The organism is Capsulimonas sp., from assembly GCF_039929585.1.
Taxonomy (GTDB): Bacteria; Armatimonadota; Armatimonadia; order Armatimonadales; family Capsulimonadaceae; genus Capsulimonas.
The window spans coordinates 1-15,082 of the sequence record NZ_JBDSQY010000302.1; the positions used below are offsets into that span (position 1 = coordinate 1).

Consider the following 15,082-nt stretch of genomic DNA (forward strand, 5'->3'; position numbering starts at 1 on the left):
GTGGCGACACGCCGCCTGCGCGCGGCCATGTCGATCTTCGGCCCCGTCTTTCCCGAGAAACAATTCAAACCACTGGAAAAAGAGGTTGCCCGCATCACCGACGCCCTCGGTGGGGTGCGTGATGCCGATGTCCAGATCGATTTTATGCAGAAGGCCGCCGAGGCCATCCCCGAAGCGGAAAAAGTTGGATTGAAGGCGTTTGAAGATCATTTGAACTCACAGCGTGATCGTGATCGCGTCATTTTGATCAAAGAATTAAATCGGCTGGAAAAAAGCAAGTTCTCCAAGGATTTCGACGCGATGCTGGACAAATTAGGGGAGGACGCGAACAATGGCTAAGGCGCTTCCAATCTACGCCGTCAATTCCTCAGGCGCTCTCGCGGAGAACGCCCCGCTGATCGTCCATACACGTTTGGAGGAAGTATATCGCTTCGCCCGCTATGTGCACGATGTGGAGCGTGTGGATGAACTGCATAACATGCGTATCGCGGCGAAACGCCTGCGCTACACGATGGAGATCTTCGCTCCGTGTTTTCCGGACGCCGAGTTCACCAAGATCTACAATCAAGTCAAATCGGTTCAAGAACGAATCGGCGACATCCATGACTGCGATGTGCGTATCCCGTTATTGACGGCGTTTCGCGATGCTTCGGCCACCGACCGTCCGGAGTACAAAGTCGGACTGGACAATTTGATCGCTGCGGAAAGCGCGAAGCGAGACACAAGTTACACGGATTTCGTCCGATACTGGGAAAAGCTTCAAAAACAGGGCTTCAAGCGACAGTTTCTGCAGCTGCTCGTGCCCACGGACGGCGCCGAACGAAAGGAAGATGTAGAAATTGCCAACTAACAACCCGCCATCGAAGCGCGTTAAGAAAACCGCCGTTCCCCTGGCGCCAATCGAACAGGAGATCGTCAAGGCCGTCGTTGAGGACGCCATGATGGGGATCGCCGCCGATGTCGCGGCTATCGCCGCCACGGACGCCATTCCGGTCACGGAAGTTCTGATCGCCGAAACGCCCGAAGAAGAAGCGATCTTCGACATCGCCCGTGTGCCGTATCTGGGACCGTCCCGGCTGACTGCTCTCGCGGCGGCGGGAATCACCACGATCGACGAGCTGAACGATGCTCCCGTGGAAACGATCGCCGCCATCAAAGGTGTGGGGCTGAAACAGGCCGTTTACATCAAAAATTGGGTCGGTGAGCAGCTGAAGTCCAGAGGGGGGCAAATTGAACCCAATGAAACCCGAATCACGCCGCTGCCGAGTGATGATGGTAATTCGTATTTCGTCATAGAAATCCCGGACGACATGCCGCCGCCACCGCCTGTCTTCGACGATCTGGCTCCGAGCGCTTCAGAAGACCTTCATAGCAATGACTCCACGCCGCTGGACCTGGAGACATCCGTTGCAAATGAGACTGCTCAGGACGACATGGAGGCGATCGCTTTGATGATCGGCCGTTTGAAGGAAGGTCTGCCGAAGAAGCTTCGCGAAAAGTCTTTGAAGCGTCAGATCACCAAGATCGACGCCGTCATTTCGGCGGTCCCGGAAGAGCGCGACCATCTGAGCACGTACGGGAAAAAGAAGACCGCGCGGACGCTCGATCAGATCGTCAAGCTGCTCTCGGAAGCGACCGCCGCCGATCTGCATTCGAAAAAGAAGCAGTCGGACCTGAGCGAAGAACTCAGGGAACTCCGAAAACGGCTGGAGAAAGCGCTGGACGATTAAGTCGTCGCGACTAAGGACGGGCAAGTATTTTGCGGATCGGCGTACTGAGCGACATCCATGGCGACCTCGCCGCACTGTCGCGTGTGTGGGCGCAATTGGAGCGAGATGGGCTGTCGGACGGGATCGTGCTGAACGCCGGCGATAATGTCGGATACGGCAAATCACCGGAAGGCTGCGTGCGTTTTCTTCAGGAACGCCCCAACATCGTCAACGTGCGCGGCAACTACGACAAGCATGTCGCGCGGTTTCCCGAGCGGGACGCCGAGTTTAAGAAAAAGTGGGGGCGATCCAGACCGGAGAAGTACGCCACGCTGCGCGACAGCAGTGTGGGGATTTCCGAGACGTCGCGTCTCTGGCTCGCAGGGCTTCCAGACTTTGAAGTCGTGGAGGTCGCGGGACGCCAGATCTTTCTCACGCATTACTCGCCCGGATCCAAAGAAGGACTGGGAGCTTGGACCTCCAAGGACCGTCTCGCGGAGCTGGCGAAAAATACGGAAGCCCAGATTGTCGTCTGTGGACATACGCACTCAGCGTTCGCGCGTTTTGGCGGTACGACGCTGTTTGTAAACCCGGGGACAATCGGGCGTAACTGGAACCGGCGCGCGCAGTACGCGATTTTGACGCTTGATGACGATCTGAGCACGCGAGTGGAGTTGAAAAGCATATGAGCACACGGATCGCCGCGATCGATGTCGGAACGAATTCCACCAAGGCAACGCTCGCCGACGCCGACCGAGGCGCGATTACCATCGTTCGGGAAGACTCGGAAGTCACTCGGCTGGGTGAAGGCGTGGACGCCTCTGGTACGCTGAAGCCCGCCGCCATGGACCGCACCCTTACCGCCATCAAACGCTTTGCGGACGCCGCGCGTGAGGGCGGGGCGACGCGTATCGTCGCCGCCGGCACCAGCGCCATGCGCGACGCCTCCAACGGCCCCGAATTTATCCAGAGAATTTCGCAAGAGGCCGGCGTTCAGATTGAGATCATCACTGGTGATCGTGAGGCGGAGCTTGCCTATCAGGCGATACGCTCGGATTCGAGCCTGGGGCTGGCTCCGGACTTGGCGCTTCTTGTCTTCGATATCGGCGGCGGCAGCAGTGAATTGATCGTGGGCGAGGGGAGCGCCGTCCGCGCCCACCAGAGTCTCAACATCGGCGCCGTGCGGCTGACGGAGCGCTTTCTGCATGGCGATCCTCCCACACCGGCCGAACTGGATCAAGCTTCGCAGTACGTCGTGGACAAGATGGAAGAATTTCCGCTGTCTCCTGCCCCGAAGGCGATTGCGGGGATCGGCGGCACAGCGATCAATGTCGCGGCTGTCGCAGCCCACGCGGCGGGTAACGGAGACGCCGAAATCCATGGAGCTTCGGTAACGCTGGCTCAGGTCGATTCCGTACTTGAGTTGTTTACCAGCCGCACTACCACAGAGCGTAAAAGCGTTCCCGGGTTGGAAAGTGCGCGCGCCGATGTGATTATTGGCGGTGTGCTAATCCTGCGTGAACTGCTGCGCCGCGCGAATGTCGACCGCTTTGTCGTCAGCCAGCGCGGTCTGCGGTATGGATTGATTGCGGAAGCCGCGCGTTTGGCCGGTGACTGAGGAGGATTTTCGCTTTCTGACGCCTAAATAGGATCGAACGGCGCTTCAAGATGGGAGACGCCTGGTGAGGGATAGTTTTTTTGATGCAAGACCAAGATAGGGTAGATGTGACGGATAACACGCATTTGGCCGATCGAGACGCCGATACAATCACTGAAGACGCTCCGCGCGCCTCCGACCGCGTCCCCCCGCGCATGGGCGAGCTGACGCTGCAGACGCTTTCGTTTCGTTACGCGCAGACACGGGATGAGGCGGCGCGCGAAACGCTGATCATGCATCATCAGAAGCTGGTGCATTATGTTGCCTCCCGTTTCATCGGCAGCGGCGAAACGCTGGAAGATCTTGTCCAAGTCGGCAACATCGGATTGATCAATGCGCTGGACCGGTTCGACCCCTCCAAAGACGTTAAATTTTCCACCTACGCCATGCCGACTATCGTCGGCGAGATCAAGCGTCACTTCCGCGACAAGACCTGGCAGGTCAAAGTCCCACGCTGGCTGCAAGAGCTGTCACTGAACGTCCGCAAGGCGCAGCAGCACCTCGTCGTCCGGCTGGGCCGCCCGCCCACGGTCAGCGAGATCGCGCAGGAAGTCGGCGCCACCGAAGACCGCACCTTGGAAGCCTTGGAGATCTGCCAGGTCGCCAGCACCATCTCCCTCGACACCCGTCTTGACGCCAATGCCGGCGGCGACAGCGCGACGCTGATGGACATCGTCGGACGCTGGGACGGCGGCCTGAGCGACATCGACACCTATTCAGACCTGCGCCACGCTTTGGAGTGCCTCGACCCGCGTGAGCGCCAGGTAATCGAGCTGCGCTTCTTCGAAGATCTCTCCCAGGTCAAGATCGCCCGCGAGCTGAACATCTCCCAGATGCACGTCTCGCGCCTCCAGCAGCGCGCCTTAGAGCGTCTGCGCTACATCCTGGCCGACGAAGCCAAACGCCCCTCCCGCCTGCGCCGCAAAGCCGCCGCGCCCCGACCGGAACCGCCGCCACTGCTGAATTAGGCCGACTACTACTTGCCGGCTAATTTGTATTTCAACAACCGTGTTTCGCTATTAACCGAAAGCCCAATAATGACTGATTACATCCTCTCCGGCGGGATGGTTTACGACGGCTGGGGCGGCGATCCGCGCCGAGCCGATATTGCCGTGACGGGAGATACGATCACCGCGATCGGCGATCTCTCCCAGGAAACTGCCGGCCGTGTCTTCGATGTGACCGGCCTCGCCGTCGCTCCCGGGTTTATCGACATTCACACCCACTCCGACTTCACCGTTCTCGATAACCCCGGCATGGGCAGCAGTCTCGCTCAGGGCGTCACGACCGAGCTTACCGGGAACTGCGGCATCAGCATTGGTCTGGCGACCAGCGATCCTGTCTTTGCGCACGAAAAGCGATGGACGGAGCGCGGCGGCAATCCGGTGCAGTGGGAGCGCCTGAGCGAGTTTTTGGGGCATGTCGAAACGACCGGCCCCGCCATCAATTTCGGATCGCTTGCGGGACACGGCACTGTGCGTAAGTCGGTGCTCGGATTCGGCGAGAGCGCGCCGGACGCGCAGGAGCTCCTGCGGATGTCCGCCATCTTGGACGGCGCATTCGAGGACGGCGCGTTTGGCCTTTCCAGCGGCTTGGAGTATGTTCCCGGCTCTCATGCCGGACACGACGAGCTTGCCGCCCTCGCGCGCCGCGCGACAGCCGCCGGCGCGTTTTATTCCACACACATGCGCAATGAAGGGGACACCCTGGTGGAGAGCGTGCAGGAGGCGATTGCGGTCGCTGAGGCAGCGCAGGCGCCGCTGCAAATCTCGCACCATAAGGCGGAAGGCCACGCCAACTGGGGAAAGATAGCCACAACACTGGCGCTGATTGAGAAGTCCCGCGCGGCGGGCTTCGATGTCATGGCCGATGTATATCCGTACAACGCCTTCATGACTGGTCTCTCAGTCATCGTGCTTCCGGAATGGGCGCGGCATGGTTCGAATACCGATGTCGCCGGTCGTTTGACGGATCCTCTGACCCGGTCACGTATTCTCGATGAGATACACGCCAAGGATTGGGACTGGTCGGCGATCCAAATCGGGACGGCTCGCAATCACCGCGACGTTCAGGGGATGACGCTTGCAACACTCGGCTTCCGGGCCGGTGTTTCGCCGGCGGAGGCCGCTGTGGATCTGTTGGCCGGAGAAGAAGGCTTTGTGACCGCCGCGCACTTCGCCATGTCCGAAGACGACATCGCCGCCGTCATGACCGACCCTCACACCATGATCGGCTCCGACGGCGTAGCGCAGGATCCGCAAGGTCCGCAATCGGGCGACAAGACCCATCCCCGCTCCTTCGGAACCTTTCCCCGCGTCCTGGCCGTCTACGTCCGCGAACGCGGCGTTCTGACCCTCTCAGAGGCAATCAAAAAGATGACAACGCTGCCCGCGAAGCGTATGAAGCTGACGGATCGAGGCGCCTTGGAAGTGGGCCGCAAGGCGGACATCACGGTGTTCAATCCGGAGACGGTTTCGGACACGGCGACGTTTGATGAGCCGAACCAATATCCCAAGGGAATTGAACTTGTGTTTGTGAATGGGCGGCTATCGGTTGAAGGTGGGATTCCGACCGGGGTGAGGGCAGGGGCGGTGCTGCGGCGTTCGTGACCTATTCCCCCGGCGCTGAAGCGCTTCCCCCTTTTCCCAGCAAGGCCCTTCGGGCGGGAAAAGGGGTGTTCGTAACTGCGATCCAGGCAAGTGTTCCAGGTTGTGAGAAGAGTTTTATGATCCAAAAACTCTCCGTTGGCAACGACAAGACTCGCCTGGAATCTATGGATTAGCTCCCCTTTTCCCCGGCGAAGCCGCGTGCTGGGAAAAGGGGGAAACGCGCTAAAGCGCGGGGGAATAGGTCTCTCGGAATAGGCCCTCTACGCCCTCGGCAGCAGCGCCAGTTCCAGCACTTCGTCGACGTGCTTCACGATTTCGAACTTCATTTCCTCCCGCACGTCATTCGGCAAGTCTTCCAAGTCTTTTTCATTCTCAAACGGCAGGATCACCGTGCGAATGCCGGCGCGGTGCGCCGCCAGGACTTTTTCTTTCAGACCCCCAATCGGCAGCACGCGGCCGCGCAGGGTGATCTCGCCGGTCATCGCGACATCCTTGCGCACGGCGCGCTTGGTGAGCGCCGAGGCGAGGGCGGTGGCCATGGTGATGCCGGCCGAGGGGCCGTCCTTGGGGATGGCGCCGGCGGGGACGTGGACGTGAATCTCCAGACGCTCGTAGAAGTCCTCTTCGATGTCCAGGGCGCGGGCGCGGGAGCGGACGTAGCTCAGGGCGGCCTGGGCGCTTTCTTTCATGACGTCGCCGAGCTGTCCTGTGAGTGTCAGGCGACCATCTTTGCCGCGCATCAGGGTGATTTCGATGGAGATGACGTCGCCGCCGGCTTCGGTGTAGACCAGGCCCGTCGCCGCGCCGATCTCGTCTTCTTCTTCCATTACGCCGTAATGATACTTGCGCTGGCCTAAGTAGGCTCGGATCTCTTCAGGGCCGACGACGACTGGCTCCGTGCGGCCCGTGGCGACGGCCCGGGCGACCTTGCGGCAGACGGTGGCGATTTCGCGCTCAAAGCCGCGCAGGCCGGCCTCGCGGGTATGCTCGCGGATGATCTTGAGGATCATGGCGTCGGGGATCGTCAATTGATCCGGCTGAAGTCCGTTGTCCTTGATCTGTTTGGGGATCAAGAACTTACGGGCGATCTGGACTTTCTCGTCTTCGATATATCCTGAGAACGAGATAATCTCCATGCGGTCCCGCAGGGCGGGGGGAATGGGATCGAGCAGGTTCGCCGTCGTAATGAACATGACGTCGCTCAGGTTGAACGGGACTTCCAGGTAGTGATCCGAGAAGTCGACGTTCTGCTCCGGATCGAGCGCTTCCAGAAGCGCCGATGACGGATCGCCTCGGAAGTCCGAGCCCATCTTGTCGATCTCATCGAGCATGAAGACCGGGTTGTTGACTTCGGTTTGTTTCAGGCCCTGAATGATGCGGCCGGGCATGGCGCCGATATAGGTGCGGCGGTGGCCCCGGATCTCAGCCTCGTCGCGCACACCGCCCAGGCTGATGCGAATAAACTTGCGTCCGAGCGCGCGGGCAATCGATTTGCCGAGACTGGTCTTGCCGACTCCGGGAGGGCCGACGAAGCAAAGAATAGGCCCCTTGAGTGTTCCCGTGAGTTTGCGCACGGCGAGAAACTCTAAGATTCGTTCCTTGACTTTGGGAAGACCGTAGTGGTCTTCATCCAGAATATCGACGGCGTCGTCAATGTTCAGTGTCTCGTCGGACGCCTTCGCCCAGGGGAGAGCCACCAGGGTTTCCAGATAGGTTCGGATCACGACGCCTTCGGGAGCGGCGTAGGGCATCTTCTCCAGGCGGTCGATTTCCTTGACGGCTCGCGTGGCGACTTCTTCCGGCATCCCGCATTCCTGGACTTTGACCCGGAACTCGTCGACTTCCGTCTGGCGCTCGTCGCGCTCGCCCAGTTCCTGCTGAATCGCCTTGAGCTGTTCGCGCAGGATGAACTCGCGCTGCGTATCGCCCATTTCTTTTTCGACCCGGCTGCGGATATTCTTTTGGATCTCCAGGATCTCGAACTCTTTTTTGAGGAGAATGCTTAATTTCTCCAGGCGCTCCTGCGGATTGAGCAGCTCCAGCAACTCTTGTTTGGTTTCGACGCGCAGGGAGGGCATGTGCCACGCGATATGGTCGGCGAGGCGGCCGGGTTCATCGATGCTCATCAGGGAGATGAGGGCCTCGGGCGGGATATTCTTGCCGATGTTGACGATCTGCTCGAACTGAGAGACGACGGAGCGCATGATCGCTTCCGCCTGTAAGTCCTTGGTTTCCAAGATCGGCAGTTTCTCGACTCGCACTAAGAAATAGGGATCGTTCTGAATGTACTCGACAATACGCACTCGCTCCAGGCCTTCCAGCATTACGCGTACGGTGCCGTCCGGGACTTTGAGGATCTGCATGATCTCGGCGATGATGCCGACGGAGTAGACTTCGCTGGGCTCCGGGTCTTCCGTGCCGACCTCTCGCTGCGCCGCGAGCAGGATTTGCTGGGAGCCGGCCATCGCCTCATCCAGCGCCCGCACGGACTTTTCACGTCCGACGAACAGAGGAAAAATCATCCGTGGAAAGTGGACGTTGTCGCGGATGGGGAGAAGTGGAATCTCCAGGGTTGCGCCTGCCGCGTCCTTGCGACGCTCGGCGGCTTTTTTTGTGCGTGTGCTCGCTGTGCGCGCCATGGAATATTACATCCTTAATTTGAGATTTGGGAATTCGAAAACACCGCGATGGGGAGGCCGCGGCCAAAATGAATAAAACCGGCTGGAAGGATCTTCCAGCCGGAATGCGGGAACGCAAGTTATGACGCCGCCCGAAGCTGCGGAGGCGTATCGATCAGCGGGGAAGTGTGCTCCACCACCGTCTCCTCCGTAATCGTCACCTTCTTGATGTCGCGGGCCGACGGGATCTCGTACATCGTGTCGCGCATCACTTCTTCAATGATCGTGCGCAGGGCGCGGGCGCCCGTTGAGCGTGTGATGGCTTCGCGGGCGATCGCCTGCAAAGCGCCCTCAGTGAACTCTAGGTCCACGCCATCGAACTCGAAGAATTTCTTGTACTGTTTGATCAGCGCGTTCTTCGGCTCCGTCAAAATCTGGATCAGGGCGTCCTCGTTCAAAGCGCGCAGCGTCGTGACGACGGGAAGGCGGCCGATGAACTCGGGGATCAGGCCATAGCGCAGCAGGTCTTCTGGGAGGACATGATGGAGCATGTCGCCGTCTTGACGATTGCGCTTGCTGTCAATGCGCGCTCGGAACCCGAGCGACTTGGTGTTCATGCGCCGCTCGATCGTCTCCTCGATCCCTTCAAATGCGCCGCCGCAGATGAATAGAATGTTGGTGGTGTCGAGCTGGACATACTCTTGCTGGGGATGCTTGCGCCCGCCCTGCGGCGGAACGTTCGCGACGGTGCCTTCCAGGATCTTCAGAAGCGCCTGCTGTACGCCTTCGCCGCTCACATCGCGTGTGATCGACGGGCTGTCGGATTTGCGGGTGATCTTGTCGATTTCGTCGATATAGATGATGCCGCGCTGGGCGTTTTTGACGACGGTCTGGATATTCTCGCCGTTGTCCGCCGCCTGGAGCAGTTTGAGAAGGATGTTTTCCACATCCTCGCCAACGTAGCCGGCTTCGGTAAGCGAGGTGGCGTCCGCAATCGCAAAGGGGACGTTCAGGATCTTCGCCAGGGTCTGCGCCAGCAGCGTTTTGCCGCTGCCGGTGGGGCCGAGCAGCAGAATATTGCTCTTTTGAAGCTCCACATCGCTGCTGGGCGCGTTGATCCGTTTGAAGTGGTTGTAGACGGCGACGGAAAGGGAGCGCTTGGCTTGATCCTGTCCGACGACGTACTGTGACAGAATCCGGAAGATTTCCTTCGGCTTCGGTATCATGCCGATGGCGCTGAAGTCCTCCACCTGGGCCACGTCACTGCGCACAATTTCATTGCACAGATCGACGCATTCCAGGCAGACGCCGCCATGGACGCCGAGGATCAGCTTCTTAACCTGCTCGCGGGTCTTCCCACAAAGCAGACAGCGACTATCGTTGCGTTCCGTCCCAATTCTTGCCATGCCTATCCTTCTTGCGACGCGGACGCCTCATTCGGAATGCGACGCCGGGTCTAGCTTGATGGGCGATTCAGTACTTCATCGATGATGCCGTACTCAACGCCTTCTTCCGCGGACATCCAGTAATCTCGATCGATATCCTTGGCGACTTGCGAGAATTCTCGTCCGCAGTTCTCCGCGAGGATCTGGGTCAGTTTTTCCAAATACCGGTTCATTTCACGAACCTGAATCTGAATATCAGCCGCCGTGCCCTGCACGCCGCCGCTGGTCTGGTGGATCATGATACGAGAGTTGGGAAGCGAGGTTCGCTTGCCCTTCGTTCCGCCCGACAGTAATACCGCGCCCATGGAGGCCGCCATTCCGACGCAGGTGGTCGCAATGTCCGGCTTGATGTGGCGCATGGTGTCGTAGATCGCCAGTCCCGCAATGACTGATCCGCCCGGCGAATTGATGTAAACTTCGATATCCTTGTCCGGATCCTCTTTCTCAAGAAAGAGGAACTGCGCGACAATGACGTTCGCCATCTGGTCGTAGATCTGATCGCCGATGAAGACGATGCGGTCCTTCATCAGACGGGACCACAGATCGTAGGAGCGCTCGCCGCGGGGGCTCTGCTCGACGACCGTGGGGATCCACGTATTCTCAATCGAGCGCAGGCCGGCCGTCAGCTCCTTGCGCGTCAAGCCCAAATCTTCAAGACTCATTCTGATCGTCGCTCTCTTTCTTTTTAGAGCTCGCCCGAGACGCCTTTTTCTTCGGCGCGGGGACTTCCTCGCCTTCGGCGGCGACGACGCCAGCTTCGGGGGCGTCGGCTTCATCCGTCGGGTTCTCGGTTTGTCCGGGCTTTACGACCTTCTCTTTAATTATGGCGGAACCACGGATAAAGTCGAGGACTTTTTTCGCCTGGGCGCGATTGCGGATATTCTCGAAGCCTTCGTTTTTCTCAAGGAACGCGCGCATAGCAGCCGGGCTGGTGTTTTGCTGCTCGGCGGCTTCGTCGATCGCCGCGTTGATGTCGGTTTCCGTCAGCGTGAGCTCTTCCTGGCGGGCGATTTCGCCCAGCACCAGGCCAACGCGAATTCGCTTCTCAGCCGACTCTTTGAACTGGCCGTAAAGCTGCTCGCGGGTGGTGCCGATGTTGGCGAGGTAATCGTCGACATTGGAGCCGTTCTGCGCCAGACGCTGCTGGAGGAACTTGTACTCATCCTCGATCTCCGACTCAACGAGGACCGGGGGATACTGGATGGACGCCTTTTCGATGATCTGCTCGACCAGTCCGTTGTCCGCTTCATTTTCGGAAGACTGAGCCAGCGAGCGGCCCATGTCGGCCTTCAGGCTGGTTTTCAGTTCGTCCAGGGTGGCGATGCGTCCGTTGGTGATCTTGCCGGCCAGTTCGTCGTTGCTCTCAGGGATGACCTTCGTGCGGACTTCCTTGACGGTGACGGTGAATTCGGCGTCCTTGCCCTGAAGCTCGACCTGCGGATAGTCGGCGGGGTAGGCGAGGGTGAATGTTTTGGTGTCGCCGACGGAGGCGCCGATGATCTGCTCGTCGAAACCGGGAAGGTTATCGGCGCCGAGTTCGATCATGGTCGGGCGCGGCTCAGTGGCGTCCTGATCGTCGAGCTTGACGGAGACATCGGCGACCACCAGGTCTTTGTCTTCCGCAGCGCGCTCGGCCATCGGGTAATCGGCGGCGCGCTCGCGCAGCCGCTCGATCTCTTCATCAACGTCCGAGTCGCTGATGTCGTAGATCTTCTTTTCGACTTCCAGACCCTTATAGTCGCCCAGCTCCACCTTCGGCGCCAGCGGGACGATGGCTTTGAAGATAAACGGGCTGCCGGTCAGGTCCAGCTGCAGAAGCTCCAGCTTCGGCGGCGCATACGGCTCGGTCTCGCTCTCTTTCAGAGCGTCGCCATAGGCCGATTCCACAAGCATCTCGGCCGTGCGCTGACGCACGTCCGACTCAGGGACGCGCTGTTTAACAAAGGACATCGGCGCTTTGCCCTTACGGAAGCCGGGGACATTGACGTACTTCGCATATTCGCGATAAGCTTTATCAACAGCGTGGACGACCTTGTCCTGTTCCACTTCAATCGTGAGAGCGACTTGACAAGGGTCAATCGGCTCTTTTGTCACCTGCATGGGCGTGTACAACTCCTGTAAATGCGCAGTAATGAAAACAGCGGGGTTTGGAGCATTGTACCAGAGCGCTATGTGGGTTGTCAATCAAAAATGACCGAGGGCAGACCGCTCTGCCCCTTCTATCGCGCGATTTCGGCGGACTCTTTTCCGAGATCGGACAGATCGCTGATTTGACGCTCGATCTGCTCGTCGGAAAGTCCCAGCCGCGCCTGCGCTTCGCGGTCTAGCGCATAGTGCAGGCCGTCGCCTCCGATGCCGATTCCCATCAGCACACAGATCGCATCCGCCACATGCACCAGAGCCGTCAATTTCGAAAACTCCGGCTGCGCCATGGGCGCGTGGTGGTAGCGGACAGCCTGCACGAGAGGGTTGGGAAGGTTCCAGCGCTCCAGCACGCAGGCGCCGACTTCCGCGTGGTCGAACCCCAGCGTGCGCTGCTCGGCCACCATAAAGGAGATGTCTTCATCTTCCGTCAGTTTCAGCACATGAGTAAATTCCGCCTGCATGTGAACGCTAAGAAGCACTTTGCCGACATCGTGCAGCAGCCCCGCGACGAACGCTTCCTCTGGGACGGGATAATGGATCGTGGCGGCGAGAGACTGCGCGGCGTTGGCGCAGGCGCAGGAGTGGCGCCAAAGGTCGCCTCGGCGCATGGAGTAGCCGGGAACCTCGCGCCCCAAGACTTCCTCGACGGAGCTCGCCATCGCCAGATTGCGCACGGTGCGCATTCCCAGGAGCACAATGGCGTCCGAGACGGTGGAGATGCGGCGAGTAGCGCCGTAAAAGACGGAGTTCGCCAGACGCAGTACGCGTGCGGTCAGTCCCTGGTCTCTCGACAGGACGCGCGCCACATCAATGGCGCCGGCGTTTGGATGATCGATCGTGCGCGCAACTTTCACGGCGACGTCGGGAAGCGACGGCAAATCTTTCACCTGCCGCAGCAAAATCTGCATTCGGACGTCAGCGTTCAATCGAACCGATCCTTTCTATCTCTCGGACGGGCGAACATACACCCGATAGATCCACGAGCAGTTTTTCCTCGGCGCCGATGGCGCGCACCAAAACGCGTCCCGTCTCGACTTCAAAGGTGACCGTGCGTCCACACCGCCCCCCAACTTCCTCAGCCACCAGGGGGATACGAGCCAGCGCCAGCGCTTCTTTGACGGCGATAATATTTCGCGGTCCGATTTCCAAACGCGATCCGGGAGTTCCAACCGGGGAGGACGATGTAAAGATGCGCGCGCCGCCGACGATAGCCGCGCGGATCGAGGTGGCGCTGCCGCCGTTTTTGTACATTTCCGCGAGCACGTGCGGCACGGCTGTTTCGGCGCACTTGCCGAGCAGCGGCGTGGACGATTTGCCCGGTGATCTCAAAGGAGCGTGGGGAAGTGTTTGGGGAAGAACGATATGCACGAGCGCGGCCAGCGACCGCTTCGGATCGTAGAGACACAGGCCGATACACGCTCCCAGCCCAAAGGCCAGAAGGCGGTCTCCTCGGATATTGGATAATCGCGTCTCGCCCATCTCGACGGCGATGATGTCTGCCATAAATTTCCTGTTCGTCCCCCGTCCAATTGTGGCGTTCGTGGGGGAAAACTGGAGAGTAATTGCTAGGAACTAAGCCGGATGACCGAAATCGGTTCGCCGGCGGCGAGACTGGGGACGTCTTCCGGTACGATCATCAGCGCGTTCGCCAGCACCATGGACCGCAGCATTCCGGAGCCTTGGCGCCCGGTCGGCCGCACCCGCAGCCCGGCCGCGCCCTCCGTCACGACGGCGCGCTGGAAGTCCCGGCGTCCCGGATCATGCGAGACTTCCTCCGTCAGCAGAGCCGTTTCCATCGGACGCATCGGGTTCGCCGCGCCGAGGAGCCGCCGCAGGGCGGGCCGGACAAACAGCTCGAAGGTCACCATCGCCGACACGGGGTTGCCGGGCAGCCCGAACAGCAGCGCGCCGCCGCATTGTCCAAAGACAAATGGCTTGCCGGGCCGGATCGCGACGCGCCAGAAATCCACCGAGCCGCGCTCCTCGATCACTGCTTTGACAAAGTCGAACTCGCCGACGGAGACGCCGCCGGTCGTCAAAATGACATCGCAGTCGACGCACGCGTCGAACGCCGCGCGCAGATCCTCTAATGTATCGCGCGCATGCACCCGAACGGCCACGTCGCCGCCCGCCTCCATGACCTGCGCCGCAATCGCGTAACTATTGGAATTATAGATTTGCGCCGGCCCAAGATCCGCGCCAGGCTCCGCAAGCTCATCGCCCGTACTGATCACGCCGACGCGGGGCCGCCGATGGGCAAGGACTGATTGGCGCCCCGCCGCCGCGAACATTCCCACTTCGGCGGGCCGGACCGCCGATCCATTCTCGACTACAAGCGTCCCCGCCGGGGCATCCTCACCCGCCTTGCGCACGAACTGCCCGGGCGTGGCTGCCTCCAGCACCCATACGCCGTCTCCCATACGCTTGGTATCCTCAACAGGAACGACCGTGTCTGCTCCCGGCGGCATCGGCGCGCCCGTCATAATCGGCGCGGCGTATCCAGGCGTTACCCGCACGGCGATGTCGCCGCCCGCCGCAATTGTGCCCAAAAGCGTGAGCGCGACGGGTTCGCCCATGGACGCACTCGCAACGTCGGCGCCGACGACGGCGTAACCGTCCATGGCGCTGTTATCAAACGGGGGCAGGGGAGAGTGTGTGTGGATATTTTCGGCGAGGATGAGGCCAAGTGATTCGAGAATTGGTAAGGAGATGGGAGTTGATGGTGAGATTTGCGAAAGAATGCGTGCGATGGCTTCGTCGTAGGAGAGCATGAAGGACCTATCCCCGGCCTTTGGCCGCCCCTTCCCCAGCAAGCCGCTTCGCGGGGGGAAGGGTTAAGAGAATAATGGCCCCTCCGCCCCAATTCTGGGGGACTCGATTATCGGACTGTGGCATTTTC

14 protein-coding genes are annotated in these 15,082 nt (G+C 60.1%); 7 read left to right on the forward strand and 7 right to left on the reverse strand.

Going from position 1 to position 15,082, the window contains the following annotated elements; all coding sequences use genetic code 11:
* The 7 genes from ABIZ35_RS23105 to ABIZ35_RS23135 form a co-directional block, all read left to right on the forward strand.
* A partial coding sequence (locus ABIZ35_RS23105; protein ID WP_348222291.1) for a CHAD domain-containing protein occupies positions 1-339 on the forward strand: 339 nt, incomplete at its 5' end.
* Positions 332-850, forward strand: a complete 519-nt coding sequence (locus ABIZ35_RS23110; RefSeq protein WP_348222292.1) for a CHAD domain-containing protein — start codon at positions 332-334, stop codon at positions 848-850. The genes ABIZ35_RS23105 and ABIZ35_RS23110, both read left to right, overlap by 8 nt.
* Positions 840-1,730, forward strand: a complete 891-nt coding sequence (locus tag ABIZ35_RS23115; RefSeq protein ID WP_348222293.1) for a helix-hairpin-helix domain-containing protein — start codon at positions 840-842, stop codon at positions 1,728-1,730. Before ABIZ35_RS23110 ends, ABIZ35_RS23115 begins: the two co-directional genes overlap by 11 nt.
* Positions 1,731-1,759: 29 nt before the next feature.
* A complete protein-coding gene (locus ABIZ35_RS23120) occupies positions 1,760-2,398 on the forward strand; it encodes a YfcE family phosphodiesterase (protein ID WP_348222294.1) in 639 nt (212 codons plus the stop codon).
* Positions 2,395-3,327 (forward strand): Ppx/GppA phosphatase family protein, encoded by a 933-nt coding sequence (locus ABIZ35_RS23125; protein WP_348222295.1) that lies wholly within the window; start codon positions 2,395-2,397, stop codon positions 3,325-3,327. The genes ABIZ35_RS23120 and ABIZ35_RS23125 overlap by 4 nt, the downstream gene beginning before the upstream one ends.
* 83 nt (positions 3,328-3,410) lie before the next feature.
* Positions 3,411-4,334, forward strand: a complete 924-nt coding sequence (locus tag ABIZ35_RS23130; protein WP_348222296.1) for a SigB/SigF/SigG family RNA polymerase sigma factor — start codon at positions 3,411-3,413, stop codon at positions 4,332-4,334.
* A gap of 69 nt (positions 4,335-4,403) precedes the next feature.
* Complete coding sequence (locus tag ABIZ35_RS23135) at positions 4,404-5,975, forward strand: D-aminoacylase (RefSeq protein ID WP_348222297.1); 1,572 nt, start codon at positions 4,404-4,406, stop codon at positions 5,973-5,975.
* 260 nt (positions 5,976-6,235) lie between these two features.
* On the opposite strand, the gene lon is transcribed toward ABIZ35_RS23135, so the two are convergent.
* The 7 genes from lon to glp all read right to left on the reverse strand — a co-directional run bounded on the left by lon (position 6,236) and on the right by glp (position 14,954).
* Entirely contained in the window at positions 6,236-8,614 is a 2,379-nt protein-coding gene (gene lon / locus ABIZ35_RS23140; RefSeq protein ID WP_348222298.1) for an endopeptidase La, read from the reverse strand.
* A 119-nt stretch (positions 8,615-8,733) separates the two neighbouring features.
* Positions 8,734-9,999, reverse strand: a complete 1,266-nt coding sequence (gene clpX / locus ABIZ35_RS23145; RefSeq protein ID WP_348222299.1) for an ATP-dependent Clp protease ATP-binding subunit ClpX — start codon at positions 9,997-9,999, stop codon at positions 8,734-8,736.
* A 50-nt stretch (positions 10,000-10,049) separates the two neighbouring features.
* On the reverse strand, positions 10,050-10,700 hold the full coding sequence (locus ABIZ35_RS23150; protein ID WP_119322093.1) for an ATP-dependent Clp protease proteolytic subunit: 651 nt from the start codon (positions 10,698-10,700) through the stop codon (positions 10,050-10,052).
* On the reverse strand, positions 10,690-12,138 hold the full coding sequence (gene tig / locus ABIZ35_RS23155; RefSeq protein WP_348222300.1) for a trigger factor: 1,449 nt from the start codon (positions 12,136-12,138) through the stop codon (positions 10,690-10,692). Before tig ends, ABIZ35_RS23150 begins: the two co-directional genes overlap by 11 nt.
* Positions 12,139-12,257: 119 nt before the next feature.
* The gene (locus ABIZ35_RS23160) at positions 12,258-13,109 is read right to left on the reverse strand and encodes an HDOD domain-containing protein (protein ID WP_348222301.1); all 852 of its coding nucleotides are present in this window, start codon (positions 13,107-13,109) and stop codon (positions 12,258-12,260) included.
* Positions 13,099-13,686, reverse strand: coding sequence for a chemotaxis protein CheD (locus tag ABIZ35_RS23165; protein WP_348222302.1), 588 nt, complete (start codon positions 13,684-13,686; stop codon positions 13,099-13,101). Before ABIZ35_RS23165 ends, ABIZ35_RS23160 begins: the two co-directional genes overlap by 11 nt.
* Positions 13,687-13,748: 62 nt before the next feature.
* Complete coding sequence (gene glp, locus ABIZ35_RS23170) at positions 13,749-14,954, reverse strand: gephyrin-like molybdotransferase Glp (RefSeq protein ID WP_348222303.1); 1,206 nt, start codon at positions 14,952-14,954, stop codon at positions 13,749-13,751.
* Positions 14,955-15,082: the final 128 nt, after the last annotated feature.